Raw genomic sequence first — 20,549 nt, forward strand, 5'->3', positions numbered from 1 at the left:
GGAGTGGTAGTTCAGTTGGTTAGAATACCGGCCTGTCACGCCGGGGGTCGCGGGTTCGAGTCCCGTCCACTCCGCCACTTGTTATTTCCTCAATAACGAGCTTATAAAGTCCTTGATTAAATAATTCAATAAAATATTATTTGGCTATCAGCTATCAGCTATCAGCTATCAGCTATCAGCTATCAGCTATCAGCTATCAGCTATCAGCTATCAGATCGACTCTTTTATACTAACCTGCTAATATTCCTTATTATTCTTCATTATTCAGCTTCATATATCTGCATGAATTACCAAGAATCTAACCTCACTTTTAAAAAGGAAGCATTAAGATGAGCACATTAGGTCAACAATTAAAGCAGCTACGAAATGATAAAAAACTGAGCCAACCAGAGTTCGCTCAGCAAGTGGGGATAGAGCAGAGTTATTTATCAAAACTTGAAAACGATAAATCAACTCCCTCAAATGAAATATTTAGAGCCTTATTAATAGCATTAAATCTTTCAATTGATGAGTTTATGAAGCCGCTTGTATCAAGTCATGATAAAACCAGACTTATGCAAATACCCGATGTAGAGCTGTGGTATAAAAGTAAAGAAGTAAAGAGCTCAGCCACGCAGCGTAAGGTTATTTATCTCGCAATGTTTTTAATATCTATTGGTTGTGCGTTGTTTTATGCAGGACATGAAAACTATGTGTTCAATGAGCGCTTTTACGAATATAAATCACAAGGTGTGATCAAAACAGATGAACCTCTGAATGTTTTTACTCATTGGAATATTTATATTATTGAGTCGAATCGAGAAAAAAGAGATGAGAAAAATCGGGAAATGCAGGCCAGAAGGGTACCAAGTTTTAAGTTAATGGATGAGTATGTTGGTGAGTCATTTGTCGAAGACGTTGAGGGAGGTAAACGTGTGTATAATGCAAATGAACTCCCAAGGACCTTGTCACATGCGGGCAATAGTTGGTTTGAATTTATCGGCATATTTACTGCTGTGTTTGGTTTGGTTCTTGCTGTACTTGAGCCAAAATTAACACGCCACCCACACTAAGTATTTTAATTAAAAATACGCAGTTTAACTTTCAGTTTAGCCCCAGCTTCGTGTGGCTTAGGTAATTTTATAAGCAATTATACAATCAGCTCGATAAGTCGCTAATACTTAAAATATTTAAGGATAATATTTAAATTACTTTAAAGAGTGTATGTGCCTTGTAACTAAGTCAAAGCACCTTATCTGTTTAAACAATCTTAATTTTGAAAAAGCACAAGGGTAGTCGCCGTTAACGGTATCGGTGGTCTCAGGGCTTCTGATGTCGTTAGTGTTATCTGTAGCTGTTGTGATGGGCTTTGTTTCTCATTAAAACTTTATACTATAACGCTAATTTATAAGGATATTTTATGATTGAAGTCATTGGTTTAAATAAGCAATTTTCCAACAATGTAGTTTTTAAAAATTATAACCAGGTTTTTTCAGATCAAAAACTCTGCATAGAAGCACCTAATGGCCACGGTAAAACCACCTTACTTATGATGCTAGCGGGGCTTGATAAACCGCAAAGTGGCTCACTTTTGTTTGCGGGGAGGGAGTTGAATGAGCCCACAAAAACAGTGGCCATAGCCAGTGACCGTATTACGTTACCTGATTTTTTAACAGCCCATCAAATTATTGACTTGTCTGTTAGTGCTGTCGACTGCCCGTGGCCACATGAGCTGGTTAAAGGGTTTAGCTTTACAGCATTTTTAAATACGCGTTTTGATGCTTTGTCCTCGGGTAACCAAAAAAAGTGTCAGCTAATATTAGCGCTAATGCGGAAGTCACCGTATTTACTACTTGATGAGCCAAGTGCTGCGCTTGATCAAATAAGCATTGAGCATCTTTTAAAATTACTCGATGTGTATTTAAATGATAAGCCTAATGGGCAAATTATTATTACTTGCCATGAGCCGGCTGTATTTATTGAGCATGGCTTTAAGTGTGTTTCGCTATGAGTTTCGCGAGCGTAAAAGGTAAGCTTGAGCAGTATCGTGCATTTATGAGTTATCGGTACCTAGCATACACGTTTGAGCTTAAGCAGCTGCTACTGCAGTTAAAAAGCTTTGGTTTGATATTTTTAGTGGTGTTGGGTTCATCTATTTTAGGCTTGGTGTTGTTGCTCTTTTTGGGCCTAGGGAAAATTATAGATAGTACAGATGCACCTGCATATGGTGCCCAAATAGCCTTGTTTTATTTGTTATTGCAAAGTGTGATGTTAAGCGCGATTAAGTCGGCAATTAAAAATAGCAAGCAACGGCTATTTCAACACACAATAGCTTGTCCTAGCTGGCTGAACATAGCAGATATTAAATTATTACTTATTAGTAATGGCTGGCTTATAGCGAGTCTGTTGATAGCGCTTGATTTAACCTGGGCTCAGTGGATAAAAGTACCGCACTTTTTTGTTTTTATGTTTATACAGTTAGGTTTAGGCATTGTTTGTTTATACAAACCTAGCGCACTCGTGTATGGATTTATTTTAAGTACTTTATTTTTGTTTACTCCTTTTGAGTTATCGCCGCTAATTTATCATTTGGGTTTTGCAATTATCTTTCTTTTAAGCGTATTCATTCCTGTCATTAATATAAATGGAATGACGAGTGTTCGGTCTTTATTTAGCTTTTGGTTTTGTTACTTCATAAACCATATTTGGACATTAGTATGGCGTATATCGTTGCTTTTGTGTGTATTTATGGCATCGGCTGAGTTATTGGCAAAGCGACCAGATCTTGTGAATATAATAGCCGGTGTGGCGGTTGCTTTTATTGTGCTTTTTAGCAGCTCATTACAATTTGATTGTACTAAAGTTTATGGACAACATCGGTTGTTTTTTAAAATGAATCAAAAGGCGCGAGCGTTTTATATTAGCCAGTTTATGCCCAGTATGCTTTTATTTTTAGGAGCCTTTATAGCCTATAGCATTACGTTTGAGAGATTAAACAGCACTTTGCTAAGCCTGGGGTTTGTGTGGTGTTTATTGCAGGTTTATTTTGCACAAAAAAAACCAGCGCATTATGCGCTGGTTTGGATTATTTCTACCGTTGGGTTGCTTGCTTTACTAAACTAGTTAAGCAGCATCCACTTTTGTAATAACACTATCTCGAGCTGCTTTGCCTGCAAGCAAATCAGCAGGGTCAAAGTCATCTACGTTAATTACGTCTAAACGAGCTTGCTCTACAGCGGCTAGCTTATCGGCCTCGGCTTGGCTTAAAATACCTGCTTCAAGACCCATTTGTGCCACTTTATCAAGTTGGAAGAACGGTAGTTTAACACCTTTCTCTTTACATACTCTTTCAAATAATGGCTCAACTTCTAGCACGTCTTTAAGCGTTTGCTCCTGACGACCTACAAGGTTAAGAGGCTCATTTGTTAAGTATACATAACTTGCTAAACGGTTACGTGTTTCGCTAGGTACTTGTAAGATTTGAGCTAGTTTATGCTCTAACTTATCAGTCGGTTTGCGCACCGGGCGACCAAACGGGAACAATAACACTTTTAATACGCCACGAAGTGGTGCAGAAGGCATATTGTTAATTAAATCAGCAAGCGCACGTTGACAGTGGTAAAGGTGATCCTGACAGCTCCATTGAACAAGCGCAAAATCTTCTTTTTTACGGCCTTCGTCGTTGTAACGCTTAAGCGTTGCAGATACTAAGTAAAGGTAGCTAAGTAAGTCACCTAAACGTGCAGAAATACGCTCTTTACGTTTAAGAGAGCCGCCAAATACAGCCATGCTAATATCTGACATAAGTGCTAAAGAAGCACTAAAGCGCGACGCTATACGGTAAAACTCAGCTGTTTCGTCATGGTAAGGCACACTTGTAAAGCGAGCACCTGTAAGGGCTAGCCATTTAGTACGCACTAGGTTTGACATAGTAAAGCCTATATGACCCATTAGCGCTTTATCAAATACGTTAAGCGCTTCTTCGCGGTCTTCAATTTCGCACGCACCTAGCTCGGTTAGTACAAACGGATGACAGCGAATCGCACCCTGGCCGTAAATGATCATATTACGGGTCAGGATGTTTGCACCTTCAACGGTTATGGCAATAGGTGCACCTTGATAGCCACGACCTAAATAGTTATTTGGACCAAGCATGATCCCTTTACCGCCAAGAACGTCCATTGCATGGATTGTTGCATCGCGCATTTGTTCGGTTAAGTGATATTTAATAATCGCTGATACAACAGATGGTTTTTCACCTAAGTCAACCGCACCAGTCGACATACTTACTGCTGCATCTGAGCTGTATGCGTAACCGGCAAGTTTAGCCATTGATTCTTCAACACCTTCCATTTTACCAATCGGTAAACGGAATTGACGACGAATACGGCTGTATGCACCCGTAGCGGTTGCAATCATTTTAATGCCACCGGCAGAATTTGACGGCAAAGTAATTGCACGGCCTACCGATAAACACTCAACTAGCATTCGCCAGCCTTGGCCAGCCATATCTGGCCCACCAATAATGTAATCAAGAGGTACAAAAATGTCTTTACCGCGAGTAGGACCATTTTGGAATGGTACGTTAAGCGGGAAGTGACGACGACCAATTTCTACTCCAGGAGTATCTGTTGGGATCAACGCACAGGTAATACCTGGCTCTTTTACATCACTTAATAAGCCATCTGGATCTTGTAATTTAAATGCAAGACCAAGTACCGTTGCCACGGGCGCAAGCGTGATATAGCGCTTGTTCCACGTTAGGCTTATACCTACAACTTCTTCACCGTTCCATTGTCCTTTACACACAACACCGTAATCAGGAATTGAACTTGCGTCAGAGCCTGCTTCTGGTGATGTTAATGCAAAACATGGAATTTCTTGGCCGCTAGCTAAGCGCGGTAAGTAATGGTCTTTTTGCTCTTTTGTACCATAGTGTTGTAATAATTCACCTGGACCTAACGAGTTTGGAACACCAACAATTGACGAAAGTAATGTTGATTTACTCGTTAGTTTTTGAAGTACACAAGACTGAGCAAACGCAGAAAACTCTAAACCGCCGTATTCTTTTTTAATGATCATGGCAAAGAATTTATTGTCTTTAAGGTATTGCCATACATCTTGCGGTAAATCAGTTAGCTCGTGTGTTGCTTCCCAATCATCTAGCATGCTACATACTACTTCAACAGGGCCATCTATAAAGGCTTGCTCTTCAATAGTAAGTTTAGGCACAGGGTATTGGTGTAGCTTTTTCCAGTCAGGGTTACCGCAAAATAAATCAGCTTCCCACCAAGTTGTACCCGCATCGATTGCTGACTTTTCAGTGTCAGACATGCTCGGTGTTACTTTTTTGAATACCGTAAAGATAGGTTTGATGATGTATTGCTGGCGAATACCAGTAACTGAAAGAGGCACTGCGATGATCAAAAAGATCAACCAGCTAATTAAACCAAAAGCACCTGCGAAGGTACCGATTAATAATGTTGCAGCAGAAACACCAAGTGCTGTGTTCCAACTCGCTCTGTGGTAAATCGCAGTGCACAGCAGCACGATTAAACCGAGTGTAAATATGAGTGTCATTTTAATTCCTTAATAGAGGTCAGACCACCTCATTTAGAGTAGCGCTAGTCAGCTCAAGTTTCAAGTAAATTAGCGTGTAAAATTATAGTAAAAAGTCAGAAGTTTTGCTTTACAAAATACCTTTTAAGGGGACGGATAGTGCTTTTTGCCATACACATTATGTTTTTTATTAACTCAGAGCGTTAAAAATTTATAATTCAGGTAGCCATAATGATTTTTTTAAGTAAATATGCAACTAATTTAGAAAATTTTTTTTGTAAAGTGTACTGCTATTCATCCGTACTTTTTAAGGGCTTTTTTATAAATGTGTGAATTACTTGGTATGTCTGCCAATGTGCCTACTGATATATGTTTCAGTTTTGCAGGGCTATTAGAGCGTGGTGGTAATACGGGGCCACACAAAGATGGATGGGGCATTACGTTTTATGAGGGAAAAGGGTGTCGAACTTTTAAAGACCCAGAACCAAGCTACCAATCAGAAATTGCTAAGCTTGTTAAAGCCTATCCTATAAAAAGTGTGTCGGTTATTAGCCATATACGTCAAGGTAATCGCGGGCGAGTATGCCTTGAAAATACCCACCCGTTTACGCGTGAGCTGTGGGGGCGAGAAATAACCTATGCACACAATGGGCAGCTTTCAAACTATCACGATTTAAAACCCGAATATTATCGTCCAGTGGGTAATACTGACAGTGAACTCGCTTTTTGTTGGTTGCTTGATAAAATTCGTGAAAAATACCCTAAACGACCTTCTAATATGGCGTCTGTTTTTAGATACGCTGCCAAGCTTTCTCACACGCTGCGTGAAAAGGGCGTATTTAATATGTTGTTGACCGATGGCGTATTTGTTTTAGCGTACTGCACAAATAACTTACATTACATAACGCGCCGTGCGCCTTTTGGTAAAGCTACATTAATTGATGCCGATATGGTTGTTGATTTTCAAAAAGAGACAACCCCAAACGATGTGGTAACTGTCATTGCAACAAGGCCGCTTACTAACGATGAGCGTTGGCAAAAAATGGAGCCAGGAGAGTTTTCGTTATTTAAAATGGGTGAGCTTATATAGTTCACCCATTTTGCAAATAAATCGTTAGCTAGTTCGCTTGAAGGTTTTTAGTGTGCTCAGCTGTTGCGGTTGGGGCGGTCACAGTAAACGAGTTCATTTGAACTTCAAACTGCTCAGTCCCTTTTTCACCTTTCCACATGCGCACAAGCATGTAATCCATTTCAGGTGCAAACCAAGCGAGGGCTTGTCGCTTGTCGGTATCGTATAAACGTTTTACTTTAATTGCCTCTATGTTACCTATAGGCAAAGAAATCATCTCTGTGCCTACCACTTCAAAGTTATAATCCCGACGGTTACCTTTTTTATCAACAAGCGGAAACGAGAAGTTGGTTTCGCCTTTTTTTAACCCTTCACGAACCTGAACTTGATACGAAATGGCATCTTGAAAATCATCAGTCCACTCGCATTTTAGCGGGTACTCACTGTTACTGCTGGTAACAATTTCATTCTCTTTGTCAAAATCAATTTTATAGTTTTTATCAGGACCTGTTCCTTTACGTACCATTGAATAATGATCAGGAGAAACCTTACCGTCTTTAAACGTAAATTTAGAGGTTTCTTTACGCGAGTCAGAAAAAATCATCCACTCAATGTCACTGTGGTAGGTTAATTCATAATTTTCATCATCAAGCTTTTTAAGAGAACGAACTGCCGTGCCGTGATTGCTGCCTTTACGCAAAATATCATACTTGGCTTCGTATTGAGTCAATTCGCCTGCAATAAGGCTTGTTGGAAGTAAAGCGCCCGCACATAGCATTAGGGCGCTTATTTTTTTATTGTGGGTAGTGCGCGCCGTGTGCAGGAAGTTGTTTTTTGTCAAGAACCGCATAATCTGCTTCCATAGTAAGTCTTTGTTCACTGAACCATTTGACCACCAAAGGATAAATTATATGCTCTTGTTCGTGCACGCGTTTTGCTAATGTGTCTGCTGTATCATCCTTGAGTACAGGTATTTGCGCTTGAAGAATGACCGGACCACCGTCTAATTCTTCAGTTACAAAGTGAACACTTACGCCATGAACATCGTCTTTTGCATCAATTGCTCTTTGGTGGGTATTCAGCCCCTGGTACTTAGGCAACAAAGATGGATGAATGTTCAACATTTTTCCAATATATTTTTGCACTAAGCTAGGTGTAAGAATACGCATAAACCCAGCTAATACAACTAGATTTGGTTCAAAAGAGTCAATAACGTTCATTAACTGCGCGTCGTAGGCCTCGCGCGAGTCAAAATCTTTATGACTGAGTACTTGCGTTGCAATGCCTGCATTTTTAGCACGTTCTAGGCCATATGCGTCTGCTTTATTGCTAATAACAGCCGCAATATGTCCGTTTATCTCGCCACGTTCACAGGCATCAATGATGGCTTGTAAATTAGAGCCACTGCCTGAAATTAAAACTACTAGACGAGTAGGTGCCATTACTTAGCACCACCTACGATGTCTACTTGCTCTTCGCCTGGTGCCGCATCTTGGATTTCGCCAAGGTGCCAAGCGTTTTCACCTAAATCTTTAAGCATAGTTAAGCTTTGCTCAAGTTTGTTGGCAGGTACAACCAAAACCATGCCTACGCCACAGTTAAATGTACGGTACATTTCATGTGTAGTAATGTTACCGTTTTCTTGTAACCAGTTAAAAACACTTGGCCACTGCCAGCTATCGCCTTTAACCACAGCTTTAGCTGATGCAGGTAATACGCGTGGAATATTTTCCCAAAAGCCACCGCCGGTAATGTGCGAAAGGGCATGCACGTCAACTTGCTTAAATAACTCAAGTAAAGGTTTAACGTAAATACGTGTAGGCTCTAATAAATGCTCGCCTAATGTTTTACCATCAATAACTTGATTGGTGTCGGCGTTAGATACCTCAAGTACTTTACGAATTAAAGAAAAACCATTTGAGTGTGGGCCACTAGAAGCAAGGGCAATAAGCTGATCGCCTGCAGCTACTTTAGTACCATCAATGATTTTTGATTTTTCAACCACGCCGGTACAAAAGCCTGCCATGTCGTAGTCTTCACCATCATACATACCTGGCATTTCTGCTGTTTCGCCACCAATTAGGGCACAACCTGAAATTTCACACCCTTTACCAATACCTGTTACTACGTCGGCTGCTGTATCTATGTCTAGTTTACCCGTTGCATAGTAATCTAGAAAAAACAGGGGTTCAGCACCTTGAACAATTAAATCGTTTACACACATAGCTACTAGGTCAATACCTACGGTATCGTGTTTTTTAAGGTCAATTGCCATACGCAATTTTGTACCCACGCCATCAGTACCCGCTACTAATACAGGTTGTTTATAACCTTCAGGAATTTCGCAAAGTGCGCCAAAACCACCAATTCCGCCCATCACTTCAGGACGACGGGTTTTTTTAACTACGCCTTTAATACGCTCAACAAGTGCATTACCAGCGTCGATATCTACGCCCGCGTCTTTATAGCTAAGAGACTGTTTTTGTTCGCTCACAGGTTTTCCTCAAAATAGTTGTTTTGGGTTGCTTAGAAACGCGCGTATTTTACAACAATTGCATCTGCGCGGCTAGCGTAAATATAGGTTTGAAATAATTAACAAGGACACTTGTCCGCTGTTTGTTGTTTAAATAAACAAAAAAACGCCCGTTGGCGTTTTTTTAGTATTAAAAGCGTTAAATTAACCGCTATGCTTTGGCGGTTAGTATCGCTCTAAGTGGAGCAGGGTAGCCTTCAATGGTTTTACTGGTGTCGGTTGGGTCTAAAAAATCAACTAACGATTCGTTTTCCATCCAATCGGTTTTGCGTTGTTCATCAAGCGTGGTCATTGCGCAATCTTTTATTTGCACATCTTTAAAGCCAACGCGCTCCATCCACAGTTTTAATGCAGCAGTACTTGGAATAAACCACACATTGCGCATTTTTGCGTAGCGGTCGGTAGGCACGAGTACTGTATTTTCGTCGCCTTCAATAACTAAGGTTTCCAGCACTAACTCGCCGCCCGGGCGAAGCTGCGCTTTTAACTGCGCTAAAAAATCAATTGGCGAGCGACGGTGATAAAGTACCCCCATTGAAAAGACCGTATCAAAGGCTTTAAGCTCTGGCAGGGCTTCTACACCTAATGGTAATAAATGCACGTTTTCGTCGGGGTTGAAGTGTTTAATTGCCTGAAACTGGCACAAAAATAAGTCAGAAGGATCAATACCTACTACAAACTCGGCGCCTTCTCCGCGCATGCGCCATAAATGATAGCCAGAGCCACAACCAATATCTAACACTGTACGGCCTTTTAATGGCTCAATATGTGGAAGGAGGCGATCCCATTTCCAATCACTGCGCCATTCGGTGTTTATTTCAATACCGTGCACACTGAATGGGCCTTTTCGCCAAGGCATCATGCGCTTTAATAAGTGTGTAGTTTGCTTTTGTTGGCCTTCACTCATTTCCCCTTTTGAGCCAATTTCTACTTTAGTGACTATATCAACGTGAGTTGTGTTTATTTCAGGCAAATTTTTAAGCACTTTTTGCCATTGTGGTAAATCACCATGGCTTGCCTCTAACTGCCAATGTTTTACTTGGGCAGGTAGCGTTTCTAGCCAGTGGCTAAGTGGGCTTTGTGCAATTGCAGCGTAAAATTGGTTAAACCATTGAGACATAAATTACTCTTTTTATTTAATTGCTACCATTGAGCAAAAATTAAAACATTGATACCACACTTGTGTTTGGCTAAAGCCAATATCACTTAACCTATTAATATGCGTGCTGAGTGTATCGGGGCGCATAACGTTTTCTATTGCTGTGCGTTTTTGACTTATTTCAAGCTCAGAGTAGCCATTGTGACGTTTAAAGTCGTGATGCAAATCTATTAATAAGTTATCGCATTGCTCGTTTTCAGCTTTAATTTTTTCACTAAGTAGTAATACACCACCGGGCTTTAAATTAGCGTATATTTTTTCAAGCACGGCTTTACGTTGTGCATGAGGTATAAATTGCAGTGTAAAGTTCATTGCTACAACCGATGCGTTTTGAATTTCAAGCTCGTTAATATCGCCAAGGGTAACAGTAACCGGCACGTCCGATTTAAACCCTTGTAAATGCACCTTACAACGCTCAACCATCGCTTGTGAGTTATCTACTGCAATAATGTTGCAATTATCGGTGCGAATATTACGGCGCATGCTCAGCGTAACCGCGCCCAATGAGCAGCCTAGGTCATACAAGTTAGAATTACTTTGAGCGTATTGGCCCGCTAATTTACCCATAGTGCTTACAATGGTGGCATAACCAGGCACTGATCGCTGAATCATATCAGGGAATACTTCAACCACATTTTGGTCAAAGCTGAAATCTTTTACTTGTTGCTCAGAGGCGTAAATACTGTCTTTTATGGTCACGAAGGCAGTCTCTTTAAAAATAATAAGGTTATTTTAACATTTTATGCTGGATAGTCAGTGATAAATTCAGTAGGTTGGCTAGAATTATGAATAATAAGTACAAAAGAGAACGTTAAATGAGCAAAAGTAAAGTTATTAGCACCGACGATATACTAGCAACGCTTTGTCACTCTGTGACAGGGGTACTTTCATCAGCAAGCGGTAACGAAATAAGTTACTCGGCCATGGTTCAAAAAATAACACGCACCTGCATGCGACCAGACATTGGTTGCTTTGTATTGTTTGATGGCGGCTTTACAGGGCTTGTTGTAACCAACTTTACATCGCAGGCTGCAATGGAAATCTACGGCGACTACATGCGCAACATGGGTATGCCAGAAGAAGAAATTGCACATAGTCACTTGTCAGACGATGTTTCAAACGTAATGGGCGAGTTAATGAACCAAATAGTAGGTGACTTTACTTCTAAGGTTCGCGAGCAATTACATACCTCTATTACGCAAAATCAGCCAAAAATGATGGCGATTAATAAACAAGTGCAAATTTCGGTAGATACCACAATGGATCGCCCACAAGCACGACGTGTTACTTTTACTACACGTAATCAAAATATTTTTTACCTAGAACTGGCAATGGATAAAACCGAGTTTATTAAACTGCACGATTTTGACATTATTGAGGCTATTGACCCTGATGACATTATTGAAAACGAAGCAAAGCAAAAAGCTGAAAAAGCGCAGGCTAAAAAAGAGCCCGTGCAAGATGATGCCGATGACGACTTTATGGCTGAGTTAGGGCTTTAACACCCAAAGTTGTCAGTTTAAAGCTTTCAAAATTGAAAAAGTATTAACAATAAAAGCGCGATTTAGATCGCGTTTTTATTGTTTATGGGGTTTTATTTACTAATAAGAGGTGCTGTGCAAAAAAGCTTATATGTACGGATTCTCTCCCATCGCCACCACCACACAAAAAATTCTTAAATCTAACTCTAGCTGGTGGTATTGTGGCTCCATGTGGCAACACAGCTTATAAAAGCTTTTGTTGTGGTCTTTTTCTTTAAAATGGGCTAGTTCGTGTACAACCAGCGCTTTTAATAATGGCTCGGGGGCGCGCAGTAAATCGCTGTTTATTGCTAAATCGTGTTTGCGGGTTTTACCTTGCATACGGTAGGTGTGAGTACCTAATGCGTTAGTTACCATGTCACCTTGTTTTTTAAACGCAGCGCGACCAAAAGGTGGAGCGTTTTTTAAATACTGCTTTTTAAGTTCTGTTGCGTAGCTGTAAAGCAGTTTGTCGCTGGTAATAGTATGTGCGTCTGGGTATTTTTTAAGTAAGTAGTCACATACCTTATTGTTACTAATAAGACTTAATACTTGCTCAACAATGTTTGCAGGGTAGCCTGTAAAGTAACGGGCGTATTCACTCATTTTTATATCTCTATATTTTTGTTTTAATTTTTAAAACAGGGCGTGCTGCTGCGCTTCTTTTTCGCCGCTGAACGGGTTGAGTACTGGGTGATTATACCCAAGATCTTTACAAAATTGACGTGCAAGTAGTGGCGACTCACGATTATCGGCAGTATGAAAAAACACATAAGGGGATTTACCCTCATCAAGCCATTGTTTTACTTTACTCAGCCACGGTTTATAAAAGGCTTGATAGTCGTTTTGTAAATCAGCGATTACAAACCGGGCCATAGGCTGCGAGCCAGTAGCAATAGCGTGTACAGGTAAGTGAGGCTTTTTTTGTTGGGCGTCTATTAGCGCTTCGGTGGTTGGCTTTACTGCAAAAAGCGCTCGTGTATCCATTGAAATACGATTTATGTTATTTGCTATTAATAGTTGGTTGAGTGCTACCTCGGATTCACCTTTTTTAAAAAAATCAGCATGGCGGACTTCTACACCATAGGTAATCTCTTTAGGCAGTAAGCTAATAAAGTGTGCCAATTTGGGTAAATCGTTTGGGCCAAATGCTTTGGGTAATTGCAGCATTATTTGCCCTGTTTTTTCAAGTAAAGGAGCAAATAATGTAAGCCAGTCGCTAAGCTCTGTTTGTACGTTGCTAAGCGCTAGCTCGTGGCTAAAACGACGATGAAATTTAAAGGTAAATCTAAAATCGTCAGGTACGCTTTGTGCCCAGCGCAAAACAGTACTAGGTGATGGGTCGGCGTAAAAACTGGTGTTACCTTCTACCGAATTAAAATGCTGTGCGTATTGGCTTAGCATGTCGGCGCTTTTACATTGGCTTGAAAATAAATTGCCTTTCCATGCACTGCTAGACCACTGAGGGCATCCAATATATAACATAAGAAATAGCTGATAAATTACATCGTGGCGCCAGTGTAGCAAATACCAACAGCGCCTGCTTTAAATTAACACCAACACACCAAACACGCCTAGCATCTTCAACCTACTTGGGTATAATGCAGGGCTTAATTTGAATATTCTTAGATTGCTTACGGCTTTATTTGAAGTGTGGTAGCTCTTTTTTAAATTATGCGCCTATAAAAACAAATAATTTTTACCGTTGAAGCCTTTTATCTGACAGGAAAACTATGCGCTCTATATACTGCGGACAGCTAAATAAAACTCACGTAGATCAAGAAGTTGAACTATGTGGCTGGATCAACAAACGACGTGACCTTGGTGGACTTATCTTTGTCGATTTACGCGATAGAGAAGGTTTAGTACAAGTTGTATTCGATCCAGAAGTTGAAGGACTCATGGATACAGCGAATAAGCTTCGCCAAGAATTTTGTGTTCAGTTAAAAGGGGTTGTACGTGCTCGCCCAGAAAGCCAAGTAAATAAAGATATGGCTACAGGCGAAGTGGAAATTTTAGGCACCGAGCTTACAATTATCAACCGCTCAGAGCCATTGCCGCTTGATTTTAACCAAACAAACTCTGAAGAGCGCCGCTTAAAGTACCGCTACTTAGACCTTCGTCGCTTAGAAATGAGCGACCGCATTAAATTACGCGCTAAAGCAAGCAGCTTTGTTCGTCGCTTTTTAGATGAAAACGGCTTTTTAGATATCGAAACACCGGTACTTACAAAAGCAACGCCAGAAGGTGCTCGCGATTACTTAGTACCAAGCCGTGTGCATAAAGGCAGCTTTTACGCATTACCGCAATCGCCACAATTATTTAAACAATTGTTGATGATGTCAGGTTTTGACCGTTACTACCAAATTGTTAAATGTTTCCGTGATGAAGATTTACGTGCCGATCGCCAACCTGAATTTACTCAAATAGATTTAGAAACCTCGTTCATGAGCTCGGATCAAGTACGTGGTATGACTGAAAAAATGATCCGTGAAATGTGGCAATCGTTACTCAACGTTGACTTAGGCGACTTCCCAATTATGCCTTACAGCGAAGCGATGAGTTTATACGGTTCTGATAAGCCAGACTTACGTAACCCAATGAAATTAGTAGACGTTGCTGATTTAGTGAAAGATGTTGAGTTTAAAGTATTCTCAGGCCCTGCAAACGACGAAAAAGGCCGTGTTGCTGTATTAACAGTACCGGGTGGCGCTAAGCTTTCGCGTAAGCAACTTGATGATTACACTAAGTTTATTGGTATTTACGGTGCTAAAGGGTTAGCATGGATGAAAGTAAACGACCGTGATGCAGGCGCTGAAGGCGTGCAATCGCCAATCGCTAAATTCTTAAACGAAGATGTGATCACACAGTTACTTGAGCGTACTAATGCACAAACTGGCGATATCATTCTATTCGGTGCAGATAAGCGCAACACAGTAAATGAAGCCATGGGTGCACTACGCCTTAAAATTGGTGTAGATTTAGAAATCACTAATCTTAACAGTTGGGCACCACTTTGGGTTGTAGACTTCCCAATGTTTGAAGAAGACGACGAAGGCACATTACACGCTGTGCACCATCCGTTCACGGCACCAAAAGATATTAGCGCAAGTGAGCTTGAAGCAAACCCTGCAGCGGCTATCTCAGATGCCTACGATATGGTATTAAACGGCTACGAGGTGGGCGGTGGCTCGGTACGTATACATAATGCAGATATGCAAGAAGCAGCATTTAGAATTTTAGGAATTGATGCACAAGAGCAACAAGACAAATTTGGCTTTTTACTTGATGCCCTTAAATACGGTACACCGCCACATGCAGGTTTAGCATTTGGTCTAGACCGTTTAGTTATGCTTTTATGCGGAACAGATAACATTCGTGACGTTATTGCTTTCCCTAAAACTACACAAGCATCTTGTTTATTAACCGACGCGCCAAGTAAAGCGAATAATGATTCGTTAACTGAGCTTGCAATAAGTGTGGTAGAAAAATCAGCCGCTAGCGAAGAGTAATTTGAGCTGAGTTTACAGCATTGAATTTAAAACCCTTAAGTTGTTTGCTTAAGGGTTTTTTTGTGGTTAAATTTAGCGCAGATTATAATTTAACCACTATGAAAAGGAATTCCCATGTCAATTAATCTCACTTTATTTGGCGAGTTTTTAACATTTTTCATCTTATTTTGTATTCCTATTTTTGCGCTTATTAGCTACAAAATTGGCAAGCGAAAAAGCACCAGCCCAGGTGTTTTAGCTTTTGTAGGCGGGTGCTTAGCATTATTTCCATTATTTGGGCTTATTTATATTGCAGTGCTTGCGCTAAGAAAAGATTTGCCAGAGAGAGGCGACTACAGCCATTGATAATTGTGAAGAGGAAAGCGTTAAGTAAAAAGTTTAACTAAAACATTAGAAGCAAAGACGATGCCTAAGCTTCTAAACGTTACATGCGTTCTTTAATTATCGGCTAGGGCCATTTTTATTGCGTGCACTGGCTAGTTGCCTAGCAATTGCTAGTAACGCCGGTGAAATATCGTCAGCGCCATTTTTAATTAAAGCAGTAACATCACCAGATGAAAACAGCCCATCACGCGGTGATTTAATTCCTAATTCACGAACAAAGTCCTTTGTTTTACCTGTACTGCCGGTTTCAATAAACTTAAATATAATCCGTTCATTGTTGTTTTTAGCGGGTGTTTTTAATGTGCTAATTTCATCATTAATTAAGGCTAACTTTTCTTCTAGAATTTCAATGCGCTGTTCAATGGTGCTGTATGATTTCATGTATCGGATCTTTTACTGAGTATATTGGAACAATTGCCTCTATTATCGCACAATTTTGTGTTTGCGGCTGTTAGTCTTTTTCAACATTTTTTAATCTATAATTTAAATGTAAATAAATTTGGTATAACCACACAGACTACTATTACTTTTAAGGCTGTCATTAATAGTATAAAACGCCTAAACTAACCCGCATTAATTATAATAAACAATACGTTAAGTAATATGCATAAAACACTTTTTTACCTCACACTTCTTTTCACAAGTGTAAGCTCCTATGCCAGCGAAACATATATTACAGACATTAGCCGTGATCGTGAGATCCCAATTAGCATTTCGTTGCCAACAAATAACGTTAAATGCAGCAAACAAAATAAATGCCCAGTTGCCTTTATTAATGCAGGGTATGGTATGGGTCACAATAGCTATACTTTTGCCAGTGATGAATTTAACAAACAAGGCTATTTAGCCATTGCAGTGGGCCATGAATTAAAAACAGATCCTATGTTAAATGTGCATCCACCTTATATGGCAACTCGCATGGAGAACTGGCACCGCGGTGTGGTCACCCTTAAGTTTTTAGTCAATAAATTAGCAGCCAAATACACAGAGTATGATTTTTCAAAGCTCACTTTATTTGGTCATTCTAATGGTGGAGATATTTCAGCCTTGTATGCTGCAATGTATCCTGATGAAGTCAGTGATTTAATTACGCTTGATCATCGCCGCATGTTACTGCCTCGTAATAAAGATATTCGTGTACTTACCCTTAGAGGTAGTGATTACCCGGCAGATGTCGGTGTGCTTTTAAGCGAAAAAGAGTTGAGTGAGTTTCCGGTTACTCAATTACGTATAGAAAAATCGCGCCATAACGATATGTATGATGGTGGTCCTCACTGGTTGGTTGATAGAATAAGTAAAGAAGTTGCTAACTTTATGAATTAGCCGTTTAACGCGCCGCTTTAGCAGCGCGTAATGGTAAGTTTTCCTTATGCGTAATTTACGTAGCGGTTTGCCCAATGTGCAATAATTGTTGCTGCGTAATCGGCATCGTTTTTATTTGTCAGTAAATGATCGGCGTTATCTAGACTTATAAAGCTTTTTGGGTGCTTAGCGGATGCGTAAATTTTTTCAGCTTCAGTAATGTTTACGGTTGTATCAACCGGTGAGTGCATGACTAATAAAGCGCGTTTAAGTTTACTTATGTGGCTTTTATCGTATTTAGCTATATCGTCGATAAATTGCTTTTTAATGGTAAATTCACGCCCAGCTAAACTCACTTTTGCTTCGCCAGCTGCGTTTATTTCATCTAAATGGGCTTCAAAATTATGTGCTACATGTTGTGCATCTGACGGTGCGCCAATGGTTGTAATAGCTGTCACCTCAGGAATATATTGTGCAGCAGCAAGCACTGCGGCACCCCCTAAACTGTGACCGATGAGTAATTGCGGTGCTTTAAAGTGCGCTCGTAAATGATCAGCAGCAGATACTAAGTCTTGAATATTTGATGAAAAGTTACTGTTTGCAAAGTCGCCATCGCTGTTGCCTAGGCCGGTAAAATCGAAACGAAGTACAGCGATTCCTTGCTGTGTTAAAGCACGACTAATACGTGTTGCTGCTGCAATGTCTTTACCGCAGGTAAAACAATGGGCAAAGAGGGCATAAAATTTTACTTCACCATCGGGGAGTTCAAGTTGTCCGGCAAGTTCTAAATTACCACTTTTAAAAGATACTTTTTGTCGCATGGGTCGCCTTTTTGAACAAATAAAATACGTTGTAATACTAGACCATACATATGCATCAATGTGTGCAAATTCAATCGCTTTTATTTATTGATCTTGATCAACGCACCCTTTGATGGGGGTGTTTTGCGGACATATGTCCTTATGTTTTTGGGGCTGTTTGTCTATCCTCGCATGGCGCTATAATGAAGTCCTTGCTACTTTATATACATAAAAGTACTTGAAGTACCTAACTTCAATTAACCTATTCACTGGAACGTACAATGCAATTACCTACTGTTGATTATAAAGCTCCCGATGCGGCTGCACAATTTGTTGAATCGTTAAGAAATACTGGATTTGGTGTTTTAAAAAATCACCCAATTCCACAGTCTTTAGTTGAGTCTATTTACAAAAACTGGCAAGACTTTTTTAACTCAGAGCAAAAGCACGACTTTTTATACTCTAAAGAAACACAAGACGGTTACTTTCCGCCTTCTGTGTCTGAAGTAGCTAAAGGCTTTACCGTTAAAGACATAAAAGAGTACTTTCATGTTTATCCAAAAGGGCGTGTACCTGCCGAACTTGAAGCTGATGTACGTGAGTACTACCGCTTAGCAAACGAGTTTGCTGCAACACTTTTAAGCTGGGTTCAAGCTGAGGCGCCTGCCGATGTGCGTGCTAAGTTTTCGATTGATCTAAAAGACATGATTGCAGACTCTGATCAAACATTGCTACGTATTCTACATTACCCACCAATGACAGGTGATGAAGAGCCAGGCGCAATTCGCGCAGCTGCACATGGCGACATCAACTTACTAACTGTATTACCAGCGTCAAACGAGCCGGGCTTACAAGTTCAAAAGACAGACGGCGGTTGGTTAGATGTACCATGTGATTTTGGTAGCTTAATTATTAACATTGGCGATATGCTGCAAGAAGCATCTGGCGGCTATTTCCCGTCTACTATTCACCGAGTTATTAATCCAACAGGCAAAGCCTCTACTAAGTCGCGTATTTCATTACCTCTGTTTTTACACCCGCGCCCAGATGTTGTACTTTCAGAGCGTTACACCGCAGATAGCTACTTGCAAGAACGTTTACGCGAGCTAGGTGTTAAGTAATACCTGAGCTTAATTAAGCCTTACCTTTAGGTTTTTAAGCATTAACAAAAAACGGCTCTTAGCCGTTTTTTGCGTTTTAAGCTTAGTAATATATGGCCTTCAATTGAGTGCAAACTAAATAATGGCATGCATTCTAGCCCACGACAGGTATAATGCGCGCAACTGGCCGTTTTGGCCTTATTTAAAAGAGAGTTTATATGAGTTTTGAAGGTCTAGGTTTATCACAGCCTTTAGTTAATGCGGTTTTAGAAAAGGGCTATGAAACGCCAACGCCAATTCAGGCTCAAGCAATTCCTGCAATTATAGAGCGTCGCGATGTAATGGCGGCAGCACAAACTGGCACAGGTAAAACAGCGGGTTTTACGCTTCCACTTATCGAACGTTTATCTACGGGCCCAAATGCAAAAAGTAACCATGTACGTGCGCTTATTTTAGCGCCTACACGTGAACTTGCACTTCAGGTAAGCGAAAACGTTGAAGAGTACGCTAAGCATTCAAACGTGAGTTCGTTTGTTGTGTATGGTGGGGTTAAAATTAACCCGCAAATGCAGCGCCTGCGTAAAGGTGTCGATATTTTAGTGGCAACGCCTGGGCGTTTAATTGATTTACATAATCAAAATGCCGTTAAGTTTGATAGCGTAGAAGTGCTCGTTTTAGATGAAGCCGACCGCATGCTCGACATGGGGTTTATTCACGACATTAAACGTCTTATTTCTAAAATGCCTGCTAAGCGCCAAAACCTCATGTTTTCGGCTACGTTTTCAGATGATATTCGAGCGTTAGCTAAAGGATTAATAAATGATCCGGTTGAAATTTCAGTCGCTGCAAAAAACACCACAGCTAAAAGTGTAACGCAAAGCGTTTACGCGGTAGATAAAGGCCGTAAAACAGCTTTACTAAGCCATTTAATTCGTAGTAACGATTGGCAGCAAGTTTTAGTATTTAGCCGTACTAAGCATGGTGCAAACCGTTTGGTTAAACAACTTGAGCGCGACGATATTGTAGGCGCAGCTATTCATGGTAATAAATCGCAAGGCGCACGTGTAAAAGCGTTAGATGGTTTTAAAAGTGGCGAAGTACGTGTACTTGTAGCCACTGATATTGTGGCACGTGGCCTTGATATTGTTGAGCTTCCGCATGTTGTTAACTACGACTTACCAAATGTGTATGAAGATTATGTTCACCGTATTGGCCGAACAGGACGTGCGGGTGCATCGGGCCATGCAATTTCGTTTGTTACAATTGATGATGCAGTCGATTTATACGGTATTGAACGCTTTATTGGTGAGCTTATTCCTCGTGCTGAAGAAGAGGGGTTTGAACCAGTAAACCCAGTAGCAGAACGCGCATTAGACGCACGCCCATTACCTGCTAAAAAGCCAAAGAAAAAGCAACCTTTTAACAAGCCTAAATCTGATAGCAGTAAGCCAAATAGTAAAAAGCCAAATAATGGCGGCAACGGTACTGGCCCTCGTCGTGGTGGCTCTAAAAAGCCTGCTGCTAAAAAAGATGATAACGCACAAAACCCTTGGGCAAAGCGTCAGTCGGTAGGCGGAAACGGTCAGCGCCGTCGCCGTCCAAATAATAATGACTAACTAGGTTTAGTTAGTT

At 40.5% G+C, this 20,549-nt stretch carries 19 protein-coding genes, 1 tRNA gene and 1 pseudogene; 11 read left to right on the plus strand and 10 right to left on the minus strand.

Annotation, left to right across the window (positions count from 1 at the left end; all coding sequences use genetic code 11):
• From MTF67_RS09115 to MTF67_RS09130, 4 genes are all read left to right on the plus strand, one after another.
• Positions 1 to 77 (plus strand) — tRNA-Asp (locus tag MTF67_RS09115).
• Between the two features lie 252 nt (positions 78 to 329).
• Complete coding sequence (locus MTF67_RS09120) at positions 330 to 1,052, plus strand: helix-turn-helix transcriptional regulator (RefSeq protein ID WP_039038067.1); 723 nt, start codon at positions 330 to 332, stop codon at positions 1,050 to 1,052.
• A 347-nt stretch (positions 1,053 to 1,399) separates the two neighbouring features.
• A complete protein-coding gene (locus MTF67_RS09125) occupies positions 1,400 to 1,990 on the plus strand; it encodes an ATP-binding cassette domain-containing protein (protein WP_039038066.1) in 591 nt (196 codons plus the stop codon).
• Positions 1,987 to 3,102: a DUF6136 family protein gene (locus MTF67_RS09130; RefSeq protein WP_248519337.1), complete on the plus strand. Its 1,116-nt coding sequence runs from the start codon at positions 1,987 to 1,989 to the stop codon at positions 3,100 to 3,102. Before MTF67_RS09125 ends, MTF67_RS09130 begins: the two co-directional genes overlap by 4 nt.
• On the opposite strand, the gene fadE is transcribed toward MTF67_RS09130, so the two are convergent.
• Complete coding sequence (gene fadE, locus MTF67_RS09135; RefSeq protein ID WP_006794046.1) at positions 3,103 to 5,559, minus strand: acyl-CoA dehydrogenase FadE; 2,457 nt, start codon at positions 5,557 to 5,559, stop codon at positions 3,103 to 3,105. It lies immediately after the preceding gene.
• A gap of 304 nt (positions 5,560 to 5,863) precedes the next feature.
• Here fadE and MTF67_RS09140 point away from each other — a divergent pair, with 304 nt between their 5' ends.
• Entirely contained in the window at positions 5,864 to 6,628 is a 765-nt protein-coding gene (locus MTF67_RS09140) for a class II glutamine amidotransferase (RefSeq protein WP_008132190.1), read from the plus strand.
• A 28-nt stretch (positions 6,629 to 6,656) separates the two neighbouring features.
• On the opposite strand, the gene MTF67_RS09145 is transcribed toward MTF67_RS09140, so the two are convergent.
• The 5 genes from MTF67_RS09145 to cmoA all read right to left on the minus strand — a co-directional run bounded on the left by MTF67_RS09145 (position 6,657) and on the right by cmoA (position 10,998).
• Positions 6,657 to 7,385, minus strand: a complete 729-nt coding sequence (locus tag MTF67_RS09145) for a DUF3108 domain-containing protein (RefSeq protein ID WP_010557113.1) — start codon at positions 7,383 to 7,385, stop codon at positions 6,657 to 6,659.
• Positions 7,386 to 7,401: 16 nt separating this feature from the next.
• Positions 7,402 to 8,049 carry a phosphoribosylglycinamide formyltransferase gene (gene purN / locus MTF67_RS09150; RefSeq protein WP_006794043.1) on the minus strand — a complete coding sequence of 216 codons (648 nt, stop codon included), beginning with the start codon at positions 8,047 to 8,049 and terminating at the stop codon, positions 7,402 to 7,404.
• Positions 8,049 to 9,101: a phosphoribosylformylglycinamidine cyclo-ligase gene (gene purM, locus MTF67_RS09155; protein ID WP_248519338.1), complete on the minus strand. Its 1,053-nt coding sequence runs from the start codon at positions 9,099 to 9,101 to the stop codon at positions 8,049 to 8,051. Before purM ends, purN begins: the two co-directional genes overlap by 1 nt.
• A gap of 190 nt (positions 9,102 to 9,291) precedes the next feature.
• The gene (gene cmoB / locus MTF67_RS09160) at positions 9,292 to 10,260 is read right to left on the minus strand and encodes a tRNA 5-methoxyuridine(34)/uridine 5-oxyacetic acid(34) synthase CmoB (RefSeq protein WP_248519339.1); all 969 of its coding nucleotides are present in this window, start codon (positions 10,258 to 10,260) and stop codon (positions 9,292 to 9,294) included.
• A gap of 12 nt (positions 10,261 to 10,272) precedes the next feature.
• The gene (gene cmoA / locus MTF67_RS09165; protein WP_006794040.1) at positions 10,273 to 10,998 is read right to left on the minus strand and encodes a carboxy-S-adenosyl-L-methionine synthase CmoA; all 726 of its coding nucleotides are present in this window, start codon (positions 10,996 to 10,998) and stop codon (positions 10,273 to 10,275) included.
• A gap of 116 nt (positions 10,999 to 11,114) precedes the next feature.
• Between cmoA and MTF67_RS09170 the strand changes: the two genes are divergently transcribed.
• A complete protein-coding gene (locus MTF67_RS09170; RefSeq protein ID WP_006794039.1) occupies positions 11,115 to 11,801 on the plus strand; it encodes a DUF3334 family protein in 687 nt (228 codons plus the stop codon).
• Between the two features lie 126 nt (positions 11,802 to 11,927).
• Here the strand turns inward: MTF67_RS09170 and MTF67_RS09175 are convergent, their stop codons facing one another.
• Positions 11,928 to 12,425, minus strand: coding sequence for a YgjP-like metallopeptidase domain-containing protein (locus MTF67_RS09175; protein ID WP_248519340.1), 498 nt, complete (start codon positions 12,423 to 12,425; stop codon positions 11,928 to 11,930).
• Between the two features lie 30 nt (positions 12,426 to 12,455).
• A complete protein-coding gene (locus MTF67_RS09180) occupies positions 12,456 to 13,304 on the minus strand; it encodes a DUF72 domain-containing protein (RefSeq protein WP_248519341.1) in 849 nt (282 codons plus the stop codon).
• A 248-nt stretch (positions 13,305 to 13,552) separates the two neighbouring features.
• Here MTF67_RS09180 and aspS point away from each other — a divergent pair, with 248 nt between their 5' ends.
• Complete coding sequence (gene aspS, locus MTF67_RS09185) at positions 13,553 to 15,331, plus strand: aspartate--tRNA ligase (protein WP_138741093.1); 1,779 nt, start codon at positions 13,553 to 13,555, stop codon at positions 15,329 to 15,331.
• Positions 15,332 to 15,445: 114 nt separating this feature from the next.
• Positions 15,446 to 15,676 (plus strand): hypothetical protein, encoded by a 231-nt coding sequence (locus MTF67_RS09190; RefSeq protein ID WP_010557107.1) that lies wholly within the window; start codon positions 15,446 to 15,448, stop codon positions 15,674 to 15,676.
• Between the two features lie 96 nt (positions 15,677 to 15,772).
• Here MTF67_RS09190 and MTF67_RS09195 read toward each other — a convergent pair whose 3' ends face one another.
• The gene (locus MTF67_RS09195; RefSeq protein ID WP_006794033.1) at positions 15,773 to 16,096 is read right to left on the minus strand and encodes a hypothetical protein; all 324 of its coding nucleotides are present in this window, start codon (positions 16,094 to 16,096) and stop codon (positions 15,773 to 15,775) included.
• A 222-nt stretch (positions 16,097 to 16,318) separates the two neighbouring features.
• Here MTF67_RS09195 and MTF67_RS09200 point away from each other — a divergent pair, with 222 nt between their 5' ends.
• On the plus strand, positions 16,319 to 17,038 hold the full coding sequence (locus MTF67_RS09200) for an alpha/beta hydrolase (protein WP_248519342.1): 720 nt from the start codon (positions 16,319 to 16,321) through the stop codon (positions 17,036 to 17,038).
• A 56-nt stretch (positions 17,039 to 17,094) separates the two neighbouring features.
• Here the strand turns inward: MTF67_RS09200 and MTF67_RS09205 are convergent.
• A pseudogene (locus MTF67_RS09205) lies at positions 17,095 to 17,838 on the minus strand (alpha/beta fold hydrolase); the annotation flags it as partial.
• Between the two features lie 260 nt (positions 17,839 to 18,098).
• Between MTF67_RS09205 and MTF67_RS09210 the strand changes: the two are divergent.
• The gene (locus tag MTF67_RS09210) at positions 18,099 to 18,938 is read left to right on the plus strand and encodes a 2OG-Fe(II) oxygenase family protein (RefSeq protein ID WP_006794030.1); all 840 of its coding nucleotides are present in this window, start codon (positions 18,099 to 18,101) and stop codon (positions 18,936 to 18,938) included.
• A gap of 197 nt (positions 18,939 to 19,135) precedes the next feature.
• On the plus strand, positions 19,136 to 20,533 hold the full coding sequence (locus MTF67_RS09215; protein ID WP_248519343.1) for a DEAD/DEAH box helicase: 1,398 nt from the start codon (positions 19,136 to 19,138) through the stop codon (positions 20,531 to 20,533).
• Positions 20,534 to 20,549 lie beyond the last annotated feature (16 nt).

Source organism: Pseudoalteromonas sp. 2CM32C, assembly GCF_023161925.1.
Classification (GTDB): domain Bacteria; phylum Pseudomonadota; class Gammaproteobacteria; order Enterobacterales; family Alteromonadaceae; genus Pseudoalteromonas; species Pseudoalteromonas marina.

Excerpts from the sequence above, each read along its gene's own strand:
- MTF67_RS09120 (WP_039038067.1), top strand. The coding sequence starts at position 330 with ATGAGCACATTAGGTCAACAATTAAAGCAGCTACGAAATGATAAAAAA.
- MTF67_RS09125 (WP_039038066.1), top strand. The coding sequence starts at position 1,400 with ATGATTGAAGTCATTGGTTTAAATAAGCAATTTTCCAACAATGTAGTT.
- MTF67_RS09130 (WP_248519337.1), top strand. The coding sequence starts at position 1,987 with ATGAGTTTCGCGAGCGTAAAAGGTAAGCTTGAGCAGTATCGTGCATTT.
- fadE (WP_006794046.1), bottom strand. The coding sequence starts at position 5,559 with ATGACACTCATATTTACACTCGGTTTAATCGTGCTGCTGTGCACTGCG.
- MTF67_RS09140 (WP_008132190.1), top strand. The coding sequence starts at position 5,864 with ATGTGTGAATTACTTGGTATGTCTGCCAATGTGCCTACTGATATATGT.
- MTF67_RS09145 (WP_010557113.1), bottom strand. The coding sequence starts at position 7,385 with ATGCTATGTGCGGGCGCTTTACTTCCAACAAGCCTTATTGCAGGCGAA.
- purN (WP_006794043.1), bottom strand. The coding sequence starts at position 8,049 with ATGGCACCTACTCGTCTAGTAGTTTTAATTTCAGGCAGTGGCTCTAAT.
- cmoB (WP_248519339.1), bottom strand. The coding sequence starts at position 10,260 with ATGTCTCAATGGTTTAACCAATTTTACGCTGCAATTGCACAAAGCCCA.
- MTF67_RS09170 (WP_006794039.1), top strand. The coding sequence starts at position 11,115 with ATGAGCAAAAGTAAAGTTATTAGCACCGACGATATACTAGCAACGCTT.
- MTF67_RS09175 (WP_248519340.1), bottom strand. The coding sequence starts at position 12,425 with ATGAGTGAATACGCCCGTTACTTTACAGGCTACCCTGCAAACATTGTT.
- MTF67_RS09180 (WP_248519341.1), bottom strand. The coding sequence starts at position 13,304 with ATGTTATATATTGGATGCCCTCAGTGGTCTAGCAGTGCATGGAAAGGC.
- aspS (WP_138741093.1), top strand. The coding sequence starts at position 13,553 with ATGCGCTCTATATACTGCGGACAGCTAAATAAAACTCACGTAGATCAA.
- MTF67_RS09190 (WP_010557107.1), top strand. The coding sequence starts at position 15,446 with ATGTCAATTAATCTCACTTTATTTGGCGAGTTTTTAACATTTTTCATC.
- MTF67_RS09195 (WP_006794033.1), bottom strand. The coding sequence starts at position 16,096 with ATGAAATCATACAGCACCATTGAACAGCGCATTGAAATTCTAGAAGAA.
- MTF67_RS09200 (WP_248519342.1), top strand. The coding sequence starts at position 16,319 with ATGCATAAAACACTTTTTTACCTCACACTTCTTTTCACAAGTGTAAGC.
- MTF67_RS09210 (WP_006794030.1), top strand. The coding sequence starts at position 18,099 with ATGCAATTACCTACTGTTGATTATAAAGCTCCCGATGCGGCTGCACAA.
- MTF67_RS09215 (WP_248519343.1), top strand. The coding sequence starts at position 19,136 with ATGAGTTTTGAAGGTCTAGGTTTATCACAGCCTTTAGTTAATGCGGTT.